General features: G+C 41.9%; 22 protein-coding genes. 19 read left to right on the forward strand and 3 right to left on the reverse strand.

Going from position 1 to position 25,021, the window contains the following annotated elements:
* The coding region (locus B2899_RS07590) for a M16 family metallopeptidase (protein WP_286884794.1) at positions 1-433 on the forward strand (433 nt) is incomplete at its 5' end.
* Positions 420-869 carry a dUTP diphosphatase gene (gene dut / locus B2899_RS07595; RefSeq protein ID WP_146808969.1) on the forward strand — a complete coding sequence of 150 codons (450 nt, stop codon included), beginning with the start codon at positions 420-422 and terminating at the stop codon, positions 867-869. The genes B2899_RS07590 and dut, both read left to right, overlap by 14 nt.
* Positions 870-1,084: 215 nt before the next feature.
* Here dut and B2899_RS07600 read toward each other — a convergent pair whose 3' ends face one another.
* Entirely contained in the window at positions 1,085-1,291 is a 207-nt protein-coding gene (locus B2899_RS07600; RefSeq protein WP_174760594.1) for a metallophosphoesterase, read from the reverse strand.
* 133 nt (positions 1,292-1,424) lie between these two features.
* Here B2899_RS07600 and B2899_RS07605 point away from each other — a divergent pair, with 133 nt between their 5' ends.
* The 7 genes from B2899_RS07605 to B2899_RS07635 all read left to right on the forward strand — a co-directional run bounded on the left by B2899_RS07605 (position 1,425) and on the right by B2899_RS07635 (position 8,469).
* Positions 1,425-1,676 carry a YlmC/YmxH family sporulation protein gene (locus tag B2899_RS07605; protein WP_146808970.1) on the forward strand — a complete coding sequence of 84 codons (252 nt, stop codon included), beginning with the start codon at positions 1,425-1,427 and terminating at the stop codon, positions 1,674-1,676.
* A gap of 158 nt (positions 1,677-1,834) precedes the next feature.
* Positions 1,835-2,746: a dipicolinate synthase subunit DpsA gene (gene dpsA, locus B2899_RS07610; RefSeq protein WP_286884799.1), complete on the forward strand. Its 912-nt coding sequence runs from the start codon at positions 1,835-1,837 to the stop codon at positions 2,744-2,746.
* Positions 2,730-3,329 (forward strand): dipicolinate synthase subunit B, encoded by a 600-nt coding sequence (locus B2899_RS07615; RefSeq protein ID WP_146808972.1) that lies wholly within the window; start codon positions 2,730-2,732, stop codon positions 3,327-3,329. Before dpsA ends, B2899_RS07615 begins: the two co-directional genes overlap by 17 nt.
* A 73-nt stretch (positions 3,330-3,402) precedes the next feature.
* A complete protein-coding gene (locus B2899_RS07620; RefSeq protein WP_286884802.1) occupies positions 3,403-4,455 on the forward strand; it encodes an aspartate-semialdehyde dehydrogenase in 1,053 nt (350 codons plus the stop codon).
* 22 nt (positions 4,456-4,477) lie between these two features.
* A complete protein-coding gene (dapG, locus tag B2899_RS07625; RefSeq protein WP_146808974.1) occupies positions 4,478-5,704 on the forward strand; it encodes an aspartate kinase in 1,227 nt (408 codons plus the stop codon).
* An 11-nt stretch (positions 5,705-5,715) separates the two neighbouring features.
* Positions 5,716-6,585 carry a 4-hydroxy-tetrahydrodipicolinate synthase gene (gene dapA, locus B2899_RS07630; protein ID WP_146808975.1) on the forward strand — a complete coding sequence of 290 codons (870 nt, stop codon included), beginning with the start codon at positions 5,716-5,718 and terminating at the stop codon, positions 6,583-6,585.
* 213 nt (positions 6,586-6,798) lie between these two features.
* Positions 6,799-8,469 (forward strand): ribonuclease J, encoded by a 1,671-nt coding sequence (locus B2899_RS07635; protein WP_218029536.1) that lies wholly within the window; start codon positions 6,799-6,801, stop codon positions 8,467-8,469.
* Between the two features lie 118 nt (positions 8,470-8,587).
* Here the strand turns inward: B2899_RS07635 and B2899_RS07640 are convergent, their stop codons facing one another.
* Both B2899_RS07640 and B2899_RS07645 read right to left on the reverse strand, forming a co-directional pair.
* A complete protein-coding gene (locus B2899_RS07640; RefSeq protein ID WP_286884805.1) occupies positions 8,588-9,724 on the reverse strand; it encodes a tyrosine-type recombinase/integrase in 1,137 nt (378 codons plus the stop codon).
* A 518-nt stretch (positions 9,725-10,242) separates the two neighbouring features.
* On the reverse strand, positions 10,243-10,491 hold the full coding sequence (locus B2899_RS07645; protein WP_146808977.1) for a helix-turn-helix domain-containing protein: 249 nt from the start codon (positions 10,489-10,491) through the stop codon (positions 10,243-10,245).
* Between the two features lie 160 nt (positions 10,492-10,651).
* Between B2899_RS07645 and B2899_RS07650 the strand changes: the two genes are divergently transcribed.
* The 10 genes from B2899_RS07650 to B2899_RS07695 all read left to right on the forward strand — a co-directional run bounded on the left by B2899_RS07650 (position 10,652) and on the right by B2899_RS07695 (position 24,806).
* Positions 10,652-11,167, forward strand: a complete 516-nt coding sequence (locus B2899_RS07650) for a helix-turn-helix domain-containing protein (RefSeq protein ID WP_286884808.1) — start codon at positions 10,652-10,654, stop codon at positions 11,165-11,167.
* A gap of 73 nt (positions 11,168-11,240) precedes the next feature.
* The gene (locus B2899_RS07655; RefSeq protein WP_057899176.1) at positions 11,241-11,477 is read left to right on the forward strand and encodes a hypothetical protein; all 237 of its coding nucleotides are present in this window, start codon (positions 11,241-11,243) and stop codon (positions 11,475-11,477) included.
* Positions 11,467-12,030: a hypothetical protein gene (locus tag B2899_RS07660; protein ID WP_286884813.1), complete on the forward strand. Its 564-nt coding sequence runs from the start codon at positions 11,467-11,469 to the stop codon at positions 12,028-12,030. Before B2899_RS07655 ends, B2899_RS07660 begins: the two co-directional genes overlap by 11 nt.
* A gap of 343 nt (positions 12,031-12,373) precedes the next feature.
* Entirely contained in the window at positions 12,374-12,859 is a 486-nt protein-coding gene (locus B2899_RS07665) for a DinB family protein (RefSeq protein WP_286884815.1), read from the forward strand.
* 732 nt (positions 12,860-13,591) lie between these two features.
* Entirely contained in the window at positions 13,592-15,445 is a 1,854-nt protein-coding gene (locus tag B2899_RS07670; protein ID WP_286884817.1) for a DNA methyltransferase, read from the forward strand.
* Positions 15,445-17,553: an N-6 DNA methylase gene (locus B2899_RS07675; protein WP_286884819.1), complete on the forward strand. Its 2,109-nt coding sequence runs from the start codon at positions 15,445-15,447 to the stop codon at positions 17,551-17,553. The genes B2899_RS07670 and B2899_RS07675 overlap by 1 nt, the downstream gene beginning before the upstream one ends.
* A gap of 15 nt (positions 17,554-17,568) precedes the next feature.
* Positions 17,569-20,820, forward strand: a complete 3,252-nt coding sequence (locus B2899_RS07680; RefSeq protein WP_286884821.1) for an N-6 DNA methylase — start codon at positions 17,569-17,571, stop codon at positions 20,818-20,820.
* A gap of 317 nt (positions 20,821-21,137) precedes the next feature.
* A complete protein-coding gene (locus B2899_RS07685) occupies positions 21,138-21,389 on the forward strand; it encodes a hypothetical protein (RefSeq protein WP_286884824.1) in 252 nt (83 codons plus the stop codon).
* A gap of 137 nt (positions 21,390-21,526) precedes the next feature.
* Positions 21,527-22,462 carry a hypothetical protein gene (locus B2899_RS07690; protein ID WP_286884826.1) on the forward strand — a complete coding sequence of 312 codons (936 nt, stop codon included), beginning with the start codon at positions 21,527-21,529 and terminating at the stop codon, positions 22,460-22,462.
* A gap of 388 nt (positions 22,463-22,850) precedes the next feature.
* The gene (locus tag B2899_RS07695; protein ID WP_286884828.1) at positions 22,851-24,806 is read left to right on the forward strand and encodes an ATP-binding protein; all 1,956 of its coding nucleotides are present in this window, start codon (positions 22,851-22,853) and stop codon (positions 24,804-24,806) included.
* Positions 24,807-25,021: the final 215 nt, after the last annotated feature.

Consider the following 25,021-nt stretch of genomic DNA (forward strand, 5'->3'; position numbering starts at 1 on the left):
GCGTGGTCTTGCGTACTCTGTGTATTCGTATCACTCGGCATTCAAAAACTCAGGTACATTTACGCTGTATACCGGCACGGCGACCAAGCAGCTTGAGGAAGTATACAACGTTATGATGAATACAGTAGCTGCCCTGCGTGATGGCGGTATTAGCACCGAAGAATTAAAAAAAGGCAAAGAGCAGCTTAAAGGCAGCCTGATGTTGAGCCTGGAGAGCACCAGCAGCCGCATGAGCCGCCTGGGCAAGAACGAGTTACTGCTTTCGCGCCATCTGGATTTAGATGAAATTATCCAGCGTGTCGAGGCCGTCACCGTCGAAAGTGTAAAAAAGGTGGCTGAAGAAATTTTCACAAACCCGGTGGCGATAGCGCTCGTCAGCCCGCTTGAGATGATTCCAGACTATATGAGGAGCGATATTCTTGTACGAAGCTAGCGTAAAGATTACTATTTTGCCAGGAAACGAAGACATTGGTATTCCGCAGAAAATGACGGATTTAGCGAGCGGCTTTGATTTACGGGCTGCTGTTACGGAGCGGGTGACGCTTCAGCCCGGAGAGCGGGTTTTAGTTCCAACGGGCTTTGCCATGGCGATGCCGGATAATTTAGAGGCGCAGGTGCGTCCGCGCAGTGGCCTGGCCTATAAAAAAGGGATCACCACACTGAATGCGCCCGGAACGATCGATGCGGATTACCGCGGCGAAGTAGGTGTCATCCTGATTAACCATGGGACAGAGCCTTTCATAGTCGAGCGCGGTGACCGGATCGCCCAGCTTGTATTCCAGTGGGTGCCACGTGTACAGTTCGTGCAAGTAGAATCATTGGATGATACGGAGCGGGGCAGCGGGGGCTTTGGGCATACAGGAGTATAAAAAGGAAAACAAGAAAAAGAGACGGCATAAGCATTGCCTTTCATTTTTCCCGCTTCGCGTGTTTTCGTCCGAACGGAAAAGAGACCTATCACTGTCTCCATCTTCGAATTACCTGGATGTTTGGTAGGTCTCATTTGGACGGAAACACGCGGACATAAACTACTTTTTAGGAAAAATGAACCTGCAAGCGTTGCCGTCTCTTTTTCTTGTTTCTTTTACGAGGAAATAGAGACGCTGTACGTTTCGTAACCGTGTTCCGTAATGGCAAGGCAGTTGAGCTGACGATTGTGTCCAGCACCTCCGTCGATGAAATCTCCCATAAGTACGAGCCGATCGGAAGCCGGGTTATAACTGACACGTTCAAGCAGACGGCAAAATGCATCGTAGTGTCCATGAATGTCGGAAATGCAAAGTGTGCGCATAATCATTCCCCCGGTTAGGTAATAGGCAAGTTCAAAAGACTTTTGTTGTCCGCACGCTAATGATAACGGCCTATCAAGCGTATACATCTATAATGTACAAAAGTAAATTTATCGTATACAAGGGGGCGATCTAATGCGGTACAGCGAACTGGGCGGCAAAGAAATCATTGATCTGGATAACGGCGAACGAATGGGTGTAGTAGGGCAATCGGATCTTATTATTGATCCGGCTTCAGGAAAAATCGAGTCTATCATACTTCCAACAGGCAGTCTGCTTAGCCTTGGACGGAAAAAGGAAGAGATTATGATTCCGTGGAAAGCGGTCCGTAAAATCGGAAGCGAAATGATCATCATCGAAATGAAAGAGAAATCGGCAAAAGGATAAGAGAAAATGAGCGATGGGCGTCTGTCACCATACCGGGTGACATCGAATACGATGAGGATAGAAATGCAACGAATTCCGGGAAACCATGGTAGCTGCGTTCGTTTTGTGCTTTATCTTAACGAAGGTTTGCAGTAAAATGGTTTGAAAGGGGTTATCTTATGCTAACAGGAATTCATGCTGCCTTCATCGGCGGGGATGCCCGTCAGCTTGAAGTCATCAAGAAATTCATTGAATTGGATGCCGTAGTAACCCTCATCGGCTTTGATAATTTGGAGAGCAACTTTACCGGCGCGGTGAAGCGACCGCTTTCTGCTGATGTCTTGCACGATGTGGACACCTTAATTCTGCCGATTGTAGGATCGGATGATAAGGGGTACGTCGAGAGCGTTTTCTGTTCCAAACCCCTGCAACTGACGGAAGAACTCCTTGCCGCGTTGCCTGACAACTGCTGCATTTATACCGGGATCGCCCGCAATTTCTTAACGAGAGTTGCGGGGAAGCGGGGTCTTGGTCTTGTGGAGTTGATGGATCGCGATGATGTCGCTATCTATAACTCGATTCCCACAGTGGAAGGCGCGCTGATGATGGCTATCCAAAATACCGATTTCACGATTCATAACTCAACCAGCCTGGTTTTAGGGTTAGGCCGGGTTGGTGTGTCCATGGCACGTGCTCTGCATGCATTAGGTGCGCATGTGCGGGTGGGCGCCCGAAAGTCGGCTGATCTGGCCCGCATTTTCGAGATGGGACTGACCCCGTTCCATATCGATACGCTGAGCGATCATGTGGACGACGCGGATTTAATTTTTAATACAATCCCCCACCTTATTATTACCGCCAAGGTGATTGCAAATATGCAGCACCATGCCCTGGTTATCGATCTTGCCTCCAAACCGGGCGGCACCGATTTCCGGTATGCGGAGAAGCGGGGGATTAAAGCGATCCTTGCTCCAGGTTTACCCGGAATCGTTGCACCGAAAACTGCGGGACAAATTATTGCGAACACACTGTCGCGTCTTGTTTTCGAACAAACGGGAAACAGGAGGGATCGAGATGGATCTCAAGGGTAAAACAATTGGCTTCGGATTGACAGGGTCGCATTGCACGTTTGCAGAAGTAATGCCGGAGATTCAGAGACTGGTTGATGCGGGCGCCGAGGTGGTGCCGGTTATCAGTCATACGGTCGCGACAACAGACACCCGCTTCGGCAACTCAAGCGACTGGCATGCACAACTGCATACCATTACCGGAAATGACATCATCTCAACGATCGTAGACGCCGAGCCGCTCGGTCCGAGCAAGCGTTTCGATGTAATGGTCATTGCGCCCTGCACGGGCACATCGCTCAGCAAGCTTGCCAATGCGGTCACTGACAGTGCGGTGATGATGGCGACAAAAGCGACATTACGTAATTTGCGTCCGGTTGTTCTCGCCATTTCTACAAATGATGGATTGGGACTTAACGCCGCTAACGTAGCAAAATTGATGGTGACCAAGAACATTTACATGGTACCGTATGGCCAGGACGCCCCGGATAAGAAGCCGAATTCTCTCGTTGCTCGTATGGAGCTTATTAAAGAGACGTGTGAAGCAGCACTGGAAGGAAGACAGTTACAGCCTATGCTGGTAGAGAAGTTTCGCTATATGCAATAGCGCTTTTTGCTATTTTCATAATAAAAAATATAGTCACACCGTAAGATTCGGTGAGCACAAAGGAGTGGGAAACATGGAGAATAACAAGGGATATCATGTAGCAGTCGTCGGCGCTACCGGCGCAGTAGGGGAGCAAATGTTAAAGATGTTGGAAGAGAGGCAGTTCCCACTTCAATCGTTGAAAGTATTGGCGTCCGCTCGTTCGGCGGGTAAGACCGTACAATTTAGGGGCCAAGAGATTGTGATTGAAGAAGCCACACCGGAAGCGTTTGAAGGTGTACAGATTGCTCTGTTCAGTGCAGGGGGAAGCGTAAGCAAAGCACTGGCGCCTGAAGCGGCGAAACGCGGTGCGATTTGTATTGATAACACGAGTGCATTTCGCATGGACCCGAATACACCGCTGGTTGTACCGGAAGTCAATCCGGAAGCGATGGCTGAGCATAACGGCATTATCGCCAATCCGAACTGCTCTACGATTCAGATGGTAGCGGCGCTTAATCCGCTGCGTGAAAAATACGGAATCGAGCGCATTATCGTCTCTACGTATCAGGCGGTATCCGGCGCAGGTGCCAAAGCGATTCAGGAACTGCATGATCAGACAGAAGCCATTATTCGTGGCAACGAAGTAAAGAAAGAAGTGCTGCCGGTCGGTTCACTTCCGAAAAAGCACCAGATTGCATTCAATGCCATTCCGCAAATTGATGTATTCTTAGAAAATGGCTTTACAAATGAAGAAATGAAGATGGTGCGTGAAACGAAGAAAATTTTCTCCGACGAGACCATTGCTGTGGCGGCAACGTGCGTGCGCATTCCAGTCGTCAAAGGTCACTCGGAGTCTGTATATGTAGAGCTGAAAAATGAGTACGATTTAGCTGAGGTTCGCTCTTTGCTTGAAAATGCGCCGGGCATTGTGGTGCAGGATAATCCGGAAGAGCAGGAGTACCCGATGGCGATCGATGCGGCAGACAAAATTGAGACATTCGTCGGACGTCTGCGCCGCGATCTCGACAATCCGAAGGGCTTGCACATGTGGATTGTATCCGATAACCTGTTAAAGGGCGCCGCATGGAACGCGGTACAAATCGCTGAGGAGCTTGTAAAACGCAACTTGATTAAGGAGTCTTAATGTAAGGAGCTATGAGAGCAGCATGAGAATACTTGTTCAAAAATTCGGCGGATCGTCTCTGACGACCGCCGAAAAGAGAGAGCGTGCGGCTCAGCATATCCAAAAAGCGCTGGAGCAGGGATACAGCGTTTGCGTCGTCGTATCCGCGATGGGGCGAAAAGGAGATCCGTACGCCACCGATACGTTGCTTGACCTAATTAAAGAGAACGGAAATGCACTCGGCAAACGGGAGACCGATATGCTGATGTCATGCGGGGAAGTAATTTCCGCCGCGACAATGGCGAGCATGCTGAACGCCAAAGGCCTGAATACCATTGTGTTAACGGGGGGTCAGGCCGGTATCTTGACAAATGATGACTACACGAACGCTCAGATTGTGACTATCAATCCGCAACGGATTCTTCGTGAGCTTGAGCAGGGGAAAGTGGTCATTGTAACCGGTTTTCAGGGTCGGACGACTGAGTGGGATACGACTACGCTGGGAAGAGGCGGCAGCGACACGTCGGCAACGGCGCTCGGCGTTGCGCTAAGAGCAGAAATGGTCGACATTTTTACCGATGTGAACGGTATTATGACTGCGGATCCGCGCATTGTCGAAGAAGCTCGTTCGCTGTCCACCATTACGTATACCGAAATTTGCAATATGGCCTACCAGGGCGCGAAGGTACTTCACCCCCGTGCGGTGGAGATCGCCATGCAGACAAATACGCCCATCCGTGTGCGATCCACGTTCTCAGACGATGAGGGTACGCTGGTGACGAGCGTGGCCGAAGCGAATCGGATAGCGGGTGAAGTAAATGATCGCCTGATTACGGGTATCGCTCATGTATCGAATCTGACGCAGATTAAAGTAATGGCCAAAGAGGGCGAATACGATTTGCAGATGCAGGTGTTCAAAGCAATGGCCGAGAATGAAATCAGCGTCGACTTTATCAACGTAAATCCGATTGGGGTTGCGTATACCGTACATGATGAGGTGGTAGAGAAAGCGGTCGATATTCTGCATGGAATGGGGTATGAACCGCTGCTGGCCCGCCACTGCGCCAAAGTGTCTATCATCGGGGCCGGTATGGCCGGTGTTCCCGGTGTAATGGCGCGTATCGTTGAAACGCTGACGAGGGAGGATATCCAGATTCTCCAGTCTGCCGACTCGCATACGACCATCTGGGTGTTGGTACGGGAAGTTGATATGGTTCGTGCGGTTCGGGCGCTGCACAAAACGTTTGATCTTGACAAGGTGCAATTTTAAGGAGGATAACCGTGATCGATTTTGGACGATTGGTAACGGCAATGGTGACGCCGTTCGACGGACAGCTTAACGTAGATAAGCAGAAGACGGAAGCCCTGGTAGAGCATCTGATTGCCACAGGTTCCACCGCGCTGGTCGTCGCGGGAACGACCGGAGAATCGCCAGCGCTGAGCGGACAGGAGAAAGTAGACTTATACCGCCATGTAGCCGAGATTGTGGATGGTCGTATTCCGGTTATTGCAGGCACGGGCAGCAATAACACAGCCGCTTCCATTGAACTTACGCAAAAAGCGGCAGAAACCGGTGTGGACGCGATTATGCTGGTCGTGCCGTATTACAACAAGCCATCTCAAGAAGGCTTATACCAGCATTTCAAAACGATTGCCGAAAGCACGAAACTGCCGGTGATGCTGTACAACATCCCGGGCCGCTCTGTTATCAATATGAAAGCGGAGACGACCGTTCGTCTCGCGAATGATGTAACCAATATTGTAGCAATAAAAGAGGCGAGCGATGATTTGAGCCAGATGTCTGTTATTATCGAGCAGACGGCGGATGATTTCGTGTTATATAGCGGCGATGATAAAATGACGCTGCCGTGCATGTCCGTGGGTGGCAAGGGCATCGTGAGCGTGGCAAGCCACGTTATCGGCAACGAGATGACCGAAATGATTGAAGCATTCGTCGGGGGTGACATCGGGAAGGCGAGTGCGTTACACCGCAAGCTGCTTCCGATATTTGAGGGATTGTTTATTACCGCGAACCCGACGCCGATCAAGGCAGCATTGACCTTAAAAGGGATCGATGTGGGCGGCGTGCGTCTTCCGCTGGTGGAGCTTACTGAAAAAGAGCATGAATACGTAAATAGTTTATTCGCATAGCCGTACTGGGTAAGAAAAGGGCAGGGAAATTATTTCCTGCCCTTTTGTCGTACGATTACATAACAAGGGCTACTTGCGGAGATAGTAACAAGTGATAGCACTTGTTTTTCCTTTGACGCATCATGTATAATATTAACAAGTGACTGGTTCGGTTTTTATAAAAATGAATATTTTGTTTGATTAAATGTAACTACAACTGAATATTTAGGAGGAATGAATTTGTCGAAACTTAACCAGAAAGCTTTGTCGATCTTCGCTTTGGGCGGCGTGGGCGAGATTGGCAAAAACATGTACGTAGTACAGTACGCGGATGACATCGTGGTAATCGATGCGGGCCTAAAATTCCCCGAGGAAGAGATGCTGGGCATCGATATTGTTATCCCTGATATTACGTACCTGCAGGAGAACAAGGACAAAGTCCGCGGTATCCTCATTACGCACGGTCATGAAGATCACATCGGCGGACTTTCGTACGTGCTGCGGCATCTGAACGTTCCGGTGTACGCGACCAAGCTGACGCTCGGACTGATCGAGGGCAAGTTGAAAGAAGCGGGACTGCTTGGAGATGCTAAGCTGAACTTGATCGACAACAAGTCGGAAGTCAGGCTCGGCATCTTCACAGCAACGTTCTTTAAAACAAATCACAGTATTCCGGACTCTGTCGGCGTCTGCCTTGATACGCCGGAAGGCTATGTGGTGCACACCGGAGACTTTAAGTTCGATCAGACGCCGGTTAACAATCAGATGGCTGACCTGGCGAAGATGGCGCAAATCGGTGAGCGCGGTGTTTTGGCGTTGCTCTCAGACAGTACGAACGCAGAACGTCCCGGATTCACCGGATCGGAACGCGAAGTTGGCGAAGCAATCAAAGAACAGTTCCACAAGTGTAAGGGACGGATAGTAGTTGCCACGTTCGCTTCCAACATTCACCGTGTCCAACAGGTTATTGACGCGGCTGCAATGTATGATCGCAAAGTAACGGTCATCGGTCGTTCGATGGTGAATGTAGTAAATATTGCCATGGACCTCGGATATTTGAACGTCCCGGAAGGCATGCTGGTGGAGCCGGAAGAGATTAACAAGCTTCCCGCTGAACGGGTTGTAATCTTGTCTACCGGAAGTCAGGGAGAGCCGATGTCGGCGCTGACGCGCATGGCACGCTCCGCACACCGCAAGGCTGACATCCTGCCGGGTGATACCGTTCTGATTGCGGCTACGCCAATTCCGGGAAATGAGAAGTATGTGGCGCGTACGGTTGACCAGCTGTTCCGCATCGGCGCAGACGTCGTATACGGCAACCACATTCACGTATCTGGACATGGCAGTGCGGAAGAACTGAAGTTAATGCTGAATCTAATGAAACCGAAGTACTTCATTCCTATCCACGGGGAATTTAGAATGCTTCGCCAACACGCCCTGCTGGCTGAACAATGCGGCGTTCAGCCGGAAAACATTTTCTTGATTGACAACGGAGATACCGTTGAGATTAGCGGGGGCAAAGCCCGATACGGTCCGAAAGTGCATGCAGGCATTGTGCTCATCGACGGACTTGGCGTAGGCGATGTCGGAAACATCGTATTGCGCGACAGAAAGCTATTATCGCAGGATGGTATTTTAGTTGTTGTAGTTACATTGAGCAAACAAAACGGAACAATCTTGTCAGGACCGGACATTATTTCCCGCGGTTTTGTGTATGTACGTGAATCGGAAGCGCTGCTTGAAGAAGCGAACCGCATTGTAAGCCAGACACTGAATCGCTGCATGGAAGAGAATGTAAACGAATGGTCATCGCTGAAGACGAATGTGCGTGATGCGCTTGGACGTTTCCTGTATGAGCAGACGCGCCGCCGACCGATGATCCTTCCGATTATTATGGAAGTATAATTGAATATCGAAAACGCGAGCCTGAAACCCTTGATATGACAAGGTTTTCAGGCTCTTTTTGATTTAAAAAATCAGCGTTTGCAAACATTTTGCAAACCTTTACCATACTAAAGTGATTTTAGCTGCGCTTTTTCTTTACTTCTTTCATGGCGATTTCAAAATTTTGCGCGAGGTTTTTCTGCATATCCGGCAGTACATGGGAATATGTATCGAGCGTAATACCGACCTCCGCATGGCCCAATCGTTCCGATACGACTTTTGGGTTTTCCCCCAACCGAAGCAGGATGGTGGCATGGGTATGTCGCAAATCGTGGAAGCGAATGCGCGGCAGCCCTGCTTTTTTAATGGCATAGGCAAAATCTTTATTTATATCGGCTGGATCAACCGGTGTACCGTTCCAATTTGCCATCACCAGATCATGATCGGTATAAGCAGATCCAAGCCGCAGCTTGTATTCATTCTGTCGAACCCTATGCTTTTTTAGACAGGAGATGGCATAGTCAGGGAGAGTGATGGTACGCTTTGAGCCTTTCGTTTTTGGCTCCTGGATCAGAATCTCATTATTAGACTTATACACGGTTTGCTGGATACTAACCGTTCCGCGCTCCAAATCACAATCACGCCAGCGTAGGCCTAAAATTTCTCCGCGCCGCATCCCGGTATAAATCGCCAGCACATAGGCAATAAAAAACTTTCGATCCTCTGCAAACGATAAAAATTCCTGTGCCTCTTCCATCGTCCAGATGGAGATATCCCTCGTTTCAATCCGAGGAGGTTTGACTAACGCCACGACATTCTTTTCGAGCAACCCCCAGGTAACCGCTGTGCGGAATGCCTTGCTTAAAATAGCATGCATACTACGAATGTAACTGGCGGCCAGACCCTCTTTACTTTTCTTCGCGTAGAAGCGTTGGAGTTTTGCCGGTGTTAATTTATTGAGCTGCATGGGACCCAGCTCAGGAAGGATATGCTTGTTTACGATAAAGATTTGATTGTTATATGTGGTAATTCGTGTGGATGGTTTTACCTGTGTTTCCATGAAGTCCAGAATAAAATCCTGAATGGTTTGTGTGCTTTCCTCTTTATATTTTCCTTCCGACAACTCGGCAATGATTTTCGCACAGGCTTTTTCTGCTTCTTTCTTGGTGTTATAGCCTGAAAACCACTTTTGTTTTCTCTTTCCTGTCTTTTCATCTCGACCTAAGTCAAGGACAAATGTCCATTTGCTTCCACGTTTCCGAAAATGGCCTTTCATTGTTTTTCACCTTCCTTCTTCGTTATCATACAAGATCCGTAAGATGAATAATGGGGAAAAAGAGCTTTGTCTCTTTCTGCATGCGAGATGTGACAAAACGGCCAGGTTTTATGAGTAAACATCTGAAGTGGTCACACTGGAAATGAGGTATGAGACAGGGAGTAATAAAAAGGTGGGGGCGTAATGACCTCCCCTTTTCTGATCAGGGTATCCATGGTTATGATAACCATGGAGAGAATTAACTCTGATTTTTAATTAAAATTCTATACCTTCACAGGACAGGTAAAGGAGTTCCCGAAAACCACCGGGTGTTATTATAACGCTAATACCTTTGAGGTGTTTAAAAAACTCTTTTTCCTCCGAATCGTATTGAATAATAGAAAGTAACCATAAATGGACATCTTTTTTATGGATAACAATATCTGGATTACAATTACCTTTGCTTATAAAACAGGTCAATATCATCAACCTGTTTTAAAGAAGGAGTCAACACAGTTATCATTTCGCTGTTGACCACTTCAACAGCGGTGAGTATCGTTTCTATAAATTTCTTCTGATGTTTCCTCTTTCGTATATACCAGCAGTTCCCCAACTCCAACCCCAAACATCTCACACAGGGCATCCATCGTATCGAACTGAATCCCTTTTCCCCTGCTGTAGTAGACCGTGGTCAACGTCGTCCTGGACAAGCCTGTCTGTCTTACAACCTCAGCTAATGTTCTCACTCCATGTTTCGCCATCAGAACTGGTAAGTTCGATGTAATCACTTGAATCACCTCAATAAACAAAATATCATATTAATAAACAATAGTCTGTTTATTTTTTCTTTATATTGTACATAATGATAAAAATTTGGTCAACAACCAAATAAACAATATATTGTTTATTATGAAGTCGATATGATATTTTAAATGTGAGGTGTTGTATATGATAAAGTGTAATTTAGCTGTTTTAATGGCAGAGAGAGGACTAAAAATCGCCGATATTGCCAGCGGAACGGGGATGTCGCGGACAACAATCAGTTCTCTGATGAACCACAATGCGAAAGGAATTCAGTACGATACGTTTAATACCCTGTGCGAATTCCTCAAAGTGTCACCAGGGGAACTATTCATCTACGAGCCATTTAAATTTAGCTTCGAGGTAAAAGAAGTAGAGGAGAGGGAAAACGACTTCCTTTTTAAACTGGATGCGGACATTACGTACAAGAAGCAGGTGTTACAGGAAGTACTGCCGGCCAGTGTGATACTGGACGTGGATGAAAAGGACGAGCTCTGTTATGTTGGGATTGAAGTAAACTATTCCGAGGAAATGACGCAGCTGATCGCCCCGATCCCTCGGATGTTCCATAAGGATATGGAAGAGGAAATTAAAGAGGCGATTATGGAGCAGCTGGCTCAGACATACTCTTTTGCAGAGGACATTGTAGTTACATTGAAGTAGCAGGAGGGTAAATTTTTTTAGAGAAAGGTACAATGAAACCAGGGAGGTATAGGAACAGAATAGGAGGAAGAGTATGCGTGAATTCAACATAGACGAGTTCTTTAAAGAAATCGATGAAAAGCAACAAGAGGTAAATGAACGGGCCTATAAATTATTTCGTGGGAATGGGCGTAAGACACGAGTCCGACCACGAGACAAAGATGAACAGCGTTGTTTGGATATAATTTGCCGAGAAAAATGGATGCGAGCTGTTGAAGAAGGAAAGGTTCGCTATATCAATGACAGGGAGATGGATTATTTTGTCGATTAAGTCGTATCGAGCAGAAGTATATGGATTAAAGGGAAAGCCTAAAACAGAAAAAATGCTCCTGTTCTCGGCAATTTTGACAGAGATACTAGAGTCTTTGAATATAGAACCCATCATCGTAGGTGGATTCTCTGTTGAGCTCTACACCCGGAATAGTTATTTAACAGAGGACATTGATTTTGTATTGAACGGTCGAGATAAAGCGAACCAGGTATTATTAGATCTTGGATTTGAAAAGCAAGGAAAGGACTGGTATCACAAAGAAGTTGGGTTGATTGTAGAGATACCAGATAACTGGTTAGACGGTGATTACAGCCGGGTTACAAAGCTCAATATCGGGAATGGACGCTATGTTAAAGTAATCGGGATTGAAGATATTATTTGTGATCGGTTGCGTGCTTGTAAGTTTTGGCGTTCCCAGAGTGATTGTGAGTGGGCATTCCGCTTGTATTATGCTCATAGAGAGCGAATCGACATGAAGTATCTGAAGCAGAAAGCAACAAAGGACGGAACGTATGAAATCGTGGAAGAGTGGATAGAAAGAAATAATGAGTAAATCGTAAACCAGAGTAGGAATAGAAAGATTTCTGCGGAGCAAAACCAACGCTTGCGGAGCCTGCTGTAGTGTTTCGGCAATAAAAAAGGGGTGGATTTCAAGGAGTCCCCCTTTTTTGTATCCCAAAAATTAGCGGTATCTCAATCGCGAAAGATAACGTCCAGGTTGAATTTTTTGTAATGATTTCGTGAGAAAAGGGAGTAGGCTTTGGGAAGCTTATTCCCTTTTGTTGAACTAACGTGCAGTTATCTTTAACAAAACCGTTTAAAAAAAGGATTTCACAACATGAATCATGAAATATGGATGTACTTGTAAGCAAAAATTTTAAAAAAGGGTGGTATTTATGATTCGTGATGTGGAGGAGTTTGTAAAGTTTTTAGATGGATTACGAAAGCGTACCATGCAGTATGTTAAGGTTGTACCGAATTCTATCTTAGAATGGAAACCAGCTGAAGATAAATTTTCAACGGGAGATTTACTTCGACATCTAGGTTCCTCTCAACTCATGTTCTTAAATGTATTTGAGCATGGAAAGTGGATCTATCCAGGTCATGAAAGTAGTAAAGGGGAAAATATAGAGGAAATTGTTCATTACCTAGAAGCGTGTCATGCAAGGTTAATGGAGGGTTTATTAACTTTAGGAAATGAGCTATTGGCAAAAAAGGTTCCAGCCCTACATGGACATGAGGTAAGTTCCTGGAGGATCATGATGGCATTGGCGGAACATGAAATGCATCATCGTGGTCAATTATCAACATACCTTCAGATGAATGGAATAGAACCACCTCAGATTTTCGGTCTAAAAATCGAACAAGTTGAAAAAGGTTAATATAAATTATTTATATTGGTTTAGTTTCTCCAAACATGGGTTAAAGAAAAATGAATTTGATACAAATGATTTGTCAAAGCTGCCAGGAAGAGATGCAGAATCTGAAGTAGGTATTATGAAAGGCTACCAGGTGAGTAACCGGGTAGCTTTTTTAATTTGTTTTGTTGAAGATGAATGAAATAAAAATAAGGATAAAAGTACATACCGAGGTAGTCTTTTTGGTTGATAACACCATCCGCATATAATAAGACCCAGTAACAAAGAATAAAGAATGTAGTTTAACAAACATCACAGGAAGTAAAATAGAAGAAGTGTAGCAGTGAATCTCCTTATTTTACTAATTGTAGAATTGTAATTTCCTGTTCGCGTCAACTACAGAGTTTGGCGATGACCTTAAATTAATCTAATTTTAACACAGTAATTATTTTATTAGATGTTATGTTATAATTCAGGAAGGTATTTGTTTTAGAATTTAACATTCATTTAATTCTTTAAGGGGTTTTATGCAGAAGCTATGAACATATTGCAGATTTAATTATAGGCCATGTCGATATCTTCTTTAATGGAAATGTTCAATTCTATTGAAGAGTTATGACGATGGCTTTTCTTATTTTTCCAAAAGTAATTTTTTAAATAAAATATGTAATCTAGAATTTGCTTAGTTGATTGCATTGTATAACAATCCCTTTTCTTATAATAAAAAGATTGAGCGTAGAGAGGATGGAAAAACAGATGGTTCAGAAAAATAATAAAACTGATTATGAAGAAAGCCTCTCCGCATCCACGTATTTTGAAGGCTTAGCACAATTATATTCCAAGCCCCTGCCAGCTTCGCGCAGTGGGGCTTTATATTCAGCGTTTTCTTACCCAACTAAGATTTCTCCGGAATCAATTGCTGTGTTTATTGCTTCACACACAAAACCAGGAGATGTAGTGCTAGATACGTTTGGCGGAAGTGGAACTACAGGGTTGGCGACACATCTTTGTGCAAATCCAACAAAAGAGGTTATAGAGTTAGCTGATAAGCTTGGAGCTCCAGTAGTTTGGGGACCGCGTAAAGCTATTATTTATGAACTCAGTGTTTTAGGTGCCTTTATAGCTCGTACAATGTGTACGCCACCTAATACAACTGAATTTTTAAAGGCGGCAGAAGATCTAATCTTAGCTTGCGAAACAGAAATTGGAGAAGTTTATAGGGCTGTTGATGATCAAGGTTACGAAGGCTCTATCCGTCATGCAATTTGGAGCGATGTTCTCGAGTGTAGTAAATGTAGACACCAGGTTTCATTTTGGGATTCAGTAGTTACCTTGTCACCTTTATCGATCTCTTCAAAGTTTAAGTGCCCCGTATGCGGAAATATGGCGGAAGCGAGTGAAGTAGAGCGTGTATTTGAGAGCTTTTATGATGAACTTACTGGGCAGCAAGCAATTCGTAAAAAAAGGGTTCTTAAACGTATCTATGGTCAAACAAATGGAAGAAAATGGTCGAGAGCGGCAATAGCAGCTGATGAGATGCTTGTAAAAGAAATTGAATCTATACCTCCCGATTCGCCTATTCCTATTGTTGAAATTCCATGGGGAGATCTTCATAGAGCTGGATATCATAAGGGAATTACTCATGCCCATCATTTTTATACACCACGCAATTTACGTGTAATGGCAAAAGTTTGGAAAAAAATTGAGATGGCACCAAAAAAATTCCATGACGCCCTCAAGCTTCTAGTTCTAAGCTACAATGCCACTCATGCTACTCTTATGACTAGGGTTGTGGTAAAATCTGGACAGAAAGATTTTGTTTTAACTGGAGCTCAGTCTGGAGTGCTTTATATTAGCAGCCTACCAGTAGAGAAAAATATTTTTGAAGGATTACGTCGGAAAGCGAAGGCTATTGCTAAAGCATTTGCAACTATTGAAAAGAGTGAAAGCCAAGTCCAAGTTGTTAAAGGTAGCAGCACAAAACTAAATGTGCCCAACAAATCGATTGACTATGTATTTACTGATCCTCCTTTTGGGGATTACATACCGTATTCAGAAATTAACTTTCTTAATGAAGTTTGGTTAGGGAAAACTACAAATCGGGCCGATGAGATTATCGTCAGCAATGCACAGAAAAAGACAGTATCGGTTTATGGAAAAATGATGACAGAAGTTTTTAATGAAATTTCGAGGGTGCTTAAAGATGAAGGCAAGGCAACTGTCGTTTTTCATTCTGCTAAGGCAGATGTTTGGCGTGCACTTCAAGAGGCTTATCAAAATGCTGGTTTTCATGTTGAGCTTTCTAGTATTCTGGACAAGCTTCAAGGAAGCTTCAAACAAGTGACATCTACTGTTTCTGTAAAAGGCGATCCACTTTTACTTCTCTCCAAGAATCCATCTTCTTTCGCGCATTCAATGGTTATGCTTGAAGCGGATCAAGTAATAGGAGAACTTATAGAACAAGCATTAATGTCACTTGATCCAAAAGAGCGAACTGCGGAAAGGCTATATGCACGTTTTATAGCGCGGTATTTGGAAAGCGGGCATAGAGTTCCGATGGATGCTGCGGATTTTTATAGAAGAACCAAGTATTTGATGGAGGGAGTTTGATGGAGGTAAACGAAATAAAATTGTCTGGAACAGGTATTCTTAAAAATAGTGTAGAGCGACGAAAACGACTTGGACAATATTTCACTGGTGAGAAGCTTGCGCATCTACTTGCAGTCATGGCTATAGGGGAACGATGTAGCTCTGCAATCGATCCTATGTGTGGAAGTGGTGACATGCTTGCTGCAGTGAGAAGTATTTCTCCATCAACTATGCTAGCGGGGATAGAAATTGATCCAAACGCAATGTTAATGTCTAAAAACAGACTGGTAAAAGATGAGAAGAATGCTCCTTATTTAATAGAAGGCAACGCATTTAGCTGGAGAGCTATTTCTAGTTTACCGACTTCTAAGTTTGATTTAGTCATTACTAATCCACCATATGTAAGATATCAAAGTTTGGTGGCCAATGACCAGAATGAGAACGAAAATCTTCCTAGTGCTGAATCCGTACGGCGTGATTTATTGAAAGTAGCTCAGATGCTTGATAGTCTCGATGATAGGGATAGAGAAATTTTTATTTCCATTATTGAAGGTTACTCAGGGCTCTCTGATTTAGCTGTTCCTTCATGGATTCTTTGTGCAATGCTTACAGCTGTGGGTGGGAATTTGGCGATGGTAGTGCCAGATTCATGGTTGAGTAGAGATTACGCTTATCCGATCCATTATTTATTACTTAAATTCTTTCGTATTCAGTGGGTCATCGAGGATGCTCATAGAGTATGGTTTGAAGATGCGCAGGTTAAAACAAATTTGATTATCGCTAAGCGAGTTCCACGAACAGAGAATATTATTGGTTCGTGTGTGAATCAAGATTATTTTCATGTTGCTCTTCCTGCAGCTACAATTAATTCCCGCAGTATTGTAGGAAACCTTTTCCCTGAATCACTGGATCCTGATGCTTCTTTTGCTCAAGAGCTTGTGCGTTTAAGTACCGCTACAAACAAAGTTTGTCCAAATGGTTTTACGATCACTCGTTATGGCCTAGAAAGTAAGATTACAGATTTAATGACTACTTCATCAAAATCTACGTGGCTACGTAAATGCGAGCCTAATCTTTCGACAATGGTATCTGATATAAATGAGCTAATTAAAGGTGTAACAATTCCCCAAGCTTTACTTAATCTTTTACAACAAGAAGATAAAGGGAATTTTACAACTATTGAGATGCTGGGGTGGCAAGTTGGACAAGGCTTACGAACAGGTGCTAATTCGTTTTTCTACTGTGATTTAATTTCTGAGGGAGATAGTGAATGTTTAATTAAACCTGGTAAGGAGCTTAATATGTCAAGTGCCACAGTACCAAGACAAGTTTTGCTTCCAGTTTTACGTAAGCAAAATGAAATGACAATTGGTTATCAGCTTGATAATTCTAAGTTAATTGGGCGAGTATTGAACTTAGAAAATTATATACATCCTAATGACTTGAGTAAGCTAGGTGTACAAGATGTAGAAGAATTCATTGAAAAGTCAGGCCGATTTATAATGCCTGAGAATTTAGCGAAGTTTGTGACAATAGCAGCACAAACTAATATCGGTACTGAAGAAAAGCCAAAATGGATTCCACAATTGTCTGCTGTTCGAACCAATGAAACAAAAAATGGAAATTGGAATGCAGCACGTTTTTGGTATATGCTACCTCCTTTTGCAAAGAGGCATATTCCAGATCTTTTTGTTCCGCGCATCAATAATCTCCATCCAAAAGTTATGATGAATTCAACTGAAAAAGCTGTTATCGATGCCAATTTTTCAACGCTTTGGTTAAAAGAAGACGGAATTGTAGACGCCTATGCTCTGCTTTCTTGTTTGAATAGTAGTTGGTCTATTGCAGCTATGGAGTTAATCGCAGCAGTTATGGGTGGGGGGGCATTAAAACTAGAGGCTACTCACCTAAAGCGGCTACCGATTCCAAAGCTTTCGCCGGAACAATGGGCTGAACTTTCCACGCTAGGTCGTCAACTAACAATAGGGATTGACAGTGGGAAGATAATTACCCAAATTGATTGGCTAATCATGAAAGCGATATTTGGAGATGAGCGAGCAGATAGCGCATTAAAAGAAATACAGGTAATCAAAACAGAAAAGCTTACGTTAAGAAAAAGTAAGGGATAAAGTGAGGGAATTGTTATGAGGGAGTCGCAAATTAAAGCTGCTATACAATGTATTCAAGCTAGTCTGAAGTTGATTGCTGAAGGGAAGCTCGAGGATGTTATTAGACATAACTTTACTTCCTACCTCCGATTGATTTTTCCAGAGGTTCCTAGCTGGGTAAAGCTTCATATTGAGGGTGGAGAGTCAGCCGTTCATTTTTCAAAAAATGGACAAACACGTATTGGATTTGTGGATAACCTGGTTGATTTAACAGTAATTGAATACGAATCTAATCTTACAATTCAAGGAAAATTTGAAACTGGCTTTGGTCAAGTTAAGGATTATTGTGCTTCACTTATAAATAAAGGACATGATCCAGAGCTTATACTTGGTGTTCTTTCCGATACAGTTCGTTGGAGAGCATATAAAATTAAGTCGGTGAGTTCTCCGGTCAGCGGAAAACTGGGTAGGGAACACATCGAGCTTGAAGAAATTGAGTACATTGATTTGAGTGCCGCTGATGAAGTTGCGGCTAGGAAACTAATTAACTTTCTTAATACTTATCTTGGCAGGTTAGGCTCCCGTCCTCTCACTGCATCATCAATAGCTAAGGATTTTGGTTTCGACAGTGAGTTTTGTTCCCGGCATACTTATGCTTTAAGATATCTGGTGCAGGAGGCTTTTGCCTCTCGCCCGCAATATGCAAAACTTATTTCTGATTTATGGTGTCGCTTTGTTAGCTACTTACGGGATAAGACAGCTATGGAATCTTTTGATAAGGATACATATGCTGACGAGCTCTATATTTTAACCTTGGCAAAGCTCGTCTGTGCAAACATAATTGAGCGTAAGGCTCTTTTAAGTGATGATTCTGAGTTACGTAGTATTCTACAGGGCGGATTTTTTAAGACAAAAGGGTTATCAAATCTTGTGGAATATGATTACTTTGGCTGGATAAACGAAGGGGATTTCCTAGATCAACTGTTACCTATAGCTCGTGCTTTGCAAGAAGATCTTAAAGCATATGACTTCTCCAAAGTACCAGCTGAAGACCTTTTTGGACAAATGATGGCTCAGCTTGCAAAACGCTCTCAACGCCTACTACTCGGGCAAGAATGGACCCCTAGTTGGCTTGCTCGGCTAATTGTTAATCATGTCATTTCAAAATTACCAGCTGATGAATATCCTAAGTTAGTAGACATGTGTTGTGGGTCTGGGGCAATGATTGTTGAAGGGGTCAAACTTACAAAGGCTCGTATTATGGGAGATGGTGAGGAATTAGCATCAGACAAAAAACTTCAATTAATCTCTGAGGCAATTACCGGTTTTGATATTGATCCTTTGGCTGTAATGCTCTCTAAAATTAGCTGGGTTCTTGCTGCGCGAGATTGGTTAGAGCCATTTGGTACATTTACGGTTACTATTCCTATTTATCATGCTGATTCCTTATTCGCTATTACCCCTCTTTCAGAAGCAATTGAAGATGAAGGGGAAGAGTTTTACAAATTAAAGATTGCAGACAGTGAAATTCAATTACCTTGTTTTTTAATATCTCCTGAATTTCAGTCCGCATTCGATAGTATTCTAGATATTGGTTATGAAATGGCAATGTCTCTAGATAGTAAATCTACTCTTGATGAGGAGGTACTTAATGATGTCATTAATAACGTGTTAAGCTATTCAGGTGTAGAAATAGATTCAACTCAACGGGAATCTGTAAAAAGGTTTTTAAATGATTTTATTATCACGGTAGCACGACTTAATCGCGAAGGTCAAAATGGGATTTGGGCATTTATTTTGCGTAATAGTTATCGACCAGGACTGGTTGCAGGTCAATTTAATGGTTTAGTATCAAATCCTCCATGGCTTGCGTTAAGCAAAATAGCTGACAATCCGTATCAAGATGTTTTAAAGACAAAAGCAGAGCAATTTGGAATTAAGCCGCCAGGTCCTTCGTTTTTACATATTGAAATGGCTACAATTTTCTTGCTTCATGCAGTTGACCGATATTTGCGGCCAGAAGCAGTGGTAGGTTGTATAACACCAGAAACTGTGCTTAATGGATATCATCATCAACCTTTCCGAGCAGCAAAATTTGTTGAATCTGAACGTTCCGTATATTTTTCTTTAGAAGAGATTTGGCGAGTGGAAGAGCATACTTTTAAGAACAAGGGTATTGTACTATTCGGTCGAAAGGCAAAACAGCGAGCTGAGTTGCCTGATCCGATACCTGGGGCGTTGGCTAGTGAAACTGGGTTGGCAGAACGTATATTCTATAGAAATGTTCAAGGAAAGAGAAGCGCTTGGAGTGAGCAAAAACTTTCTAAAATAGAAGGTTTTTTCTCTCCTGCTAATTTTAAACAAGGTGCTGACATTATGCCGCGTACATTATTCTTTCATGAGGTGATTGCAAGTCCACCTCATCGTGGGAAACAACAGTGGAGTGTCCGGCCAATTGATAGAAATACAAGTTCTATATCGTTTGTTATTAAGGATGCAAAGAACTACAAAGATTTTAAGATTACTCCTTGTGTTCTCCCAGATGATTTGTTTTTTGATGTTCTTACTTCAAACTTGTTAACGCCATTCGACTTAGCAGAGCCCGTTAAGGCCCTTCTTCCAATACGTAAAAGTGACAGCGGTACGTGGGAACCTCTTAGTAGAGTGGCTCTTGCAGCCAAAGGAGCTTCGGCTTCTGCAGTTTTTAGGCAAATTTGTGAGGCGATTGGTCCTGAAGCAGATATAGACTTGCTTTGGGAACAGAAAATTAATATGCGGAATAAACTTTCCCAGCAAATAATAAAACCTACTGGATATCTTGTATTTACAGGAACCAGTGGAGGGATTGTTTGCTCAGCATTTAAAAAAGCCGACTTATTTAATCTTGATAAGATAATTGTGGACCAAACATTAAACTGGGCACAAGTAGAAACTCTTCATGAAGCCATATATTTAACAGGTCTTTTTAACAGTCAGGCAATTAATCAAATTATTCAAGATTTTCAACCTGAAGGAGCACTTGGTAAACGACATATTCATTCACTTCCTTTTGGTGTAACTCCTCCCTATGATGAAACTCAGGCAGCTCATCAAGAAGTTGTAAAGCAGACTATGTGTTTAATTGGTGAGTATGAAAAAGCTAAGGAAGGAGACCCTGAGCTATTGGCTGTACTAGATCCAAACAGGGGTACACTAGCACGGCGTCGCTCTATAATTAGTGCTAAGATAAGACAACTTCCGTCATATCAGAATTATGCACTAGCTTGCCGTAATCTTTATGGTGTCTAAACGCCACTGTAAAGCTCAAGATTTATATGTTCTCCCTTTTTAAAAGTCTCCTACAGCGAACTAGGCGCCAACGCTCCATAGGAAGAAAGTGTTCTGAAACTGCTAAAAGAAATCCTTCAAGATCAACTGAACCAATAAACAAGACAAGCGGGCATAGCCTGCTTTTTCTATACAAACTTTCCACAGCATCCTATTCCGAACTGGAATCAGGATGCTTTTTTTGTCGTATTTTGACGAATAAAATCGAACAAAAGTTATGTAAATACAATGCCTTTTATCCCATAATTAAATAGGTAAAGAGAATTAGGGGGTAGGATATGGATAAGAGAGATGCAGAAATCATCGTAAGGTTAGCTAAGGAAGGAAAACAAATATCAAAAATTTGGGAAGAAGATTTTCCGGAGTATGATTACCTGGATATCTACTGGGAAGTCTACGGTGCTGGCAAAAGAAGTGCATTAGGAACCAAAAGAATGATTATAAACCGTTTACATAAGCTAACTACTGTTCCCAAACGAGAGCAGTATGAGCCTACTGAAAATCTATTCTTTCGTTCTCAACACGATTAGCAAGATGACAGTAGAAGATGCACCAAAAGTGGCAAAGAAATTTCGAATTTTGTTTATAAAAATTAAGATTTCGTGAGAATACATGAGCACTCGTAAGAAAGATTTTGATTCATAGAGGGAGAGTGTGGACATAGAGTATGGATGAATCTGAGAAAAAAAACGACTTAAAACAAGGAAGTATAAAGGATTTTTTAGAAAAAACTTTCCAATCTGTATATATCATTTTAGGGATAAGTCTCTTATCTTTAGCTTACGTATATGAATTTGGATACTTTTTATATTTTAAGATACCTATGGAATATTTACAGATGAGCGGTGCGAAAATCTTTAATAATATATTTATAGGTTTACTTTACTTTATTCCTGTGTTAACAGCTTTAATGTTAGTCAATCACAAATTTTTTGCTGGTTTACTTTCAATATCCAATACTCCTTCATGGCTTAAACGACTTTTAATGGGAAGTATTATTTTCGTAGTTTTACTTATATCGTTTTGGGAGCTACCCTTTGATTTGTTGGACATAATGTTTAAAAAGTATTTTAATGACAATTCTACTATGAAACAAATATTTTCTATACTTCTTAGCCCGGAATCTATAATAATAGGAATTTTTTTAATATATGTGTATACATTTATTTCTCCTATTTATAGAGTAAAAACTTCAGATGGCTATCTTAAAAAAATAAATAAGGATGCAGAAGAACCAAAATATATATTTGAGGTAATTGGTAATAAATTTGGTTCATATATCCTTATGATATTAATACTTATCCTTATGTTTACTTATGTTTGTGTAAAGGGGTATGAAGATGCAAAGAACCAAGAAGAATTTGACTTTATAAACTTAAACAAAGAAAATACCCTTATAGTTCTAACTCGATATAACGAATTTTTAGTAGTTGCTCCTTTTAAAAAAGGTACAGTGATACCTTCTTATAGGGCTATTCAAGCAGATAAAGATACAAAAATCGAAAGAAGAAAAGTTGGTAAATATATGCAGGGGAAGTTTTATGGTTTAGAAGTTAATGATAATCTTGCGCATATTTCACAAGAGGAAAAAAACAAAAAATAATGCAAAAGCGGGCAAATCGCCCGCTTTTTCTATTTCTATTGTACTTAATTTTCAAGATTTATAAAGAACAAGTCTAGGAAAATAGATACAAATAGAGTAAATTATTTCTAGAGAATGTACAGGGATTTGTATAGTTGAAAAAAGTGATTTGGTGATAGTGATATACATTCCTAAAGTAAGAGACAAATAAAAAGTATGGATGCCTATTTATGAGAATATTGACTAAAGACCGAAGAATTAACCGTGTACAGCTATGGACACTTACATAAAGTTCAGTCAGAAGAAGTTCGACTTCTGATAGAGGAAGAAGATGCATATTTCCTAAAGTAGGATGTCCACTGAGCGAAAAATGTAAAAATAAAGAAATGGGATTGTGGGAGTGAAGAGTATGATAGGAAGTTTAGAAGTTCAAGTCACAGATGACCACCTGAAAAAGCTATTAAATATAACACCAATAAAAGCATTATCTGAGTTGATTTGGAACTCTCTAGATGCTGATGCTACTAAGGTAGAAGTGACTTTGGAGAAAAATGAGTTAGAAGGAATAAGAAATATTACGATTTCCGATAATGGACATGGTATAGATTTTCGAAATGTAGAAAGACAATTTGGTAATCTCGGTGACTCACACAAAATTAAGGATGAAAAAAGTCCATTAGGAAGACGATATCACGGTAAGCTAGGACAAGGGCGATATAGTGGATTTGTTTTAGCGAGAGAAGTTGAGTGGATTAGTACTTATAGCGATCAACGTGATATTTTTCAAGAGTTTAGTATTATGGGAAACGAAGATCAACTAAAAAAGTTTGAAGTATTAAACCATCGACCATCTGTAAGTACTGATAGTGGAGTAACTGTATATCTTACAAACTTGAGAAATGAACAAGTTGATATTTTAGCCAATGATGGAAAAGTGATAAAAGAGCTATCATTTATTTTCGCTCCTTACCTTTTGGCGTATCCGGGAATTATTATTACTTTGAATGGAGTAACAATCGATCCGAAAAATCAGATGAAACAAATAAAGGATTATTTTATTTCTGTAGAAAATGAAGATGGAGAAAAAGTTGAAGGGAACCTAAAGGTTGTTGAATGGAAAAGCGGGAAGTATAAAAATCTTTATTTATGTAATCGTGATGGTGTTGCTTATGAAGAGGAGATTGTAAAAGGTTGGTTTACTGGCTTTTCCCATACAGGATATCTAATGAGTGATGTAGTAGAGCAATTACTAACACAAAATAATATTGCTGTTAGGGATTTGAACCCCGATTATGTATTGTTGCGTGAAGAAGTATATCGTATCCTGAAAGAAATATATCGGGAAAAACAAGCATTGGAAGCAATAGATGAAGTCAAGCGAATGAAAGAAGAAAATATTTATCCTTATTCAGGGCAACCTGAATCTGTAATCGAGAAAGCAGAACGGCAAGTTTTTGATATATGTGCTGTAAAGGTAAATGAATTACTTCCAGAATTTAGAAAGGCATCTAAAGAGTCAAGGCAGTTTACTTATAGACTTCTTAAGGAATCACTTCAGGCAAATCCTAATAATTTGAAACTTATACTAAAAGAAGTGCTAAATCTTTCAATAAATCAGCAGGATGAACTGGCGAAGATTTTGGAGAAAACAAGTCTGGACGCCATGATTAATACTACAAAGATTATATCTGATCGACTGGCCTTCTTAAATGGATTAGAACAAATTTTGTATGGCAAAGATTTTGAAAAACGTCTTAAAGAGCGAAGTCAGTTACACAAAATCTTATTAGGCGAATTGTGGTTATTCGGGGAGCATTATAGCTATGGCTATGATGATATAGCATTAAAAACAGTCTTGAAAGAGCATTTAAAGGTATTAGAGAGAGAAGAACTGGCTGAAGAAATTGACTTTAAGAATTTGCAAGGGCTTAATGATATTCCTGATATTGGTCTATATAAGCAAATACCAATGGGGCCGCATGATTGCTTTGAAAACCTTGTTATCGAGCTAAAAAGGCCGTCCTGCGTGCTCGGAAGTAAGGAGCTTACGCAAATCGAGGAGTATGCTTTTGCTATTGCCGAAAGTAAATATTTTGATAAAGAAAAAACGAAATGGACATTGTATCTGCTTGGGACAAAGATGGATAATCATGCTCGACGTAAAGCTAGCCAGCAAGATCGTTCTCCTGGATTAATTTATAGTGGGAACAACATTCAAGTATGGGTAAAAGAATGGAATCAAATTATACAGGAAGCTAAAGGAAGGCATAGGTTCCTGCAGGAAAGGCTTGAATTAGAGGTTAGGGATAACAGCGAGGGAATGGACTACTTAAGAAAAAAATATAGTGAATACTTGCCGGATTAAGTAGCATGGTTGCTTATATGCTTTTATTAGTATTTAATGGTATGAAAATTGTATAGAGCAAAAGCACATCGTAGCCAAAGTAGATAACATGCCACTCTGTAACGAACTAGAAGCCCACATCGAGCGACAACGAGCTGCTGATGCAAGCTGTCTTCCAGGAAGCATTTCAGTTCTCCGATGAGAAGGCCGAAAATTTAACAACGGTTAGTTAAGAG

This window comes from Aneurinibacillus sp. UBA3580, assembly GCF_002375825.1.
GTDB lineage: Bacteria > Bacillota > Bacilli > Aneurinibacillales > Aneurinibacillaceae > Aneurinibacillus > Aneurinibacillus danicus.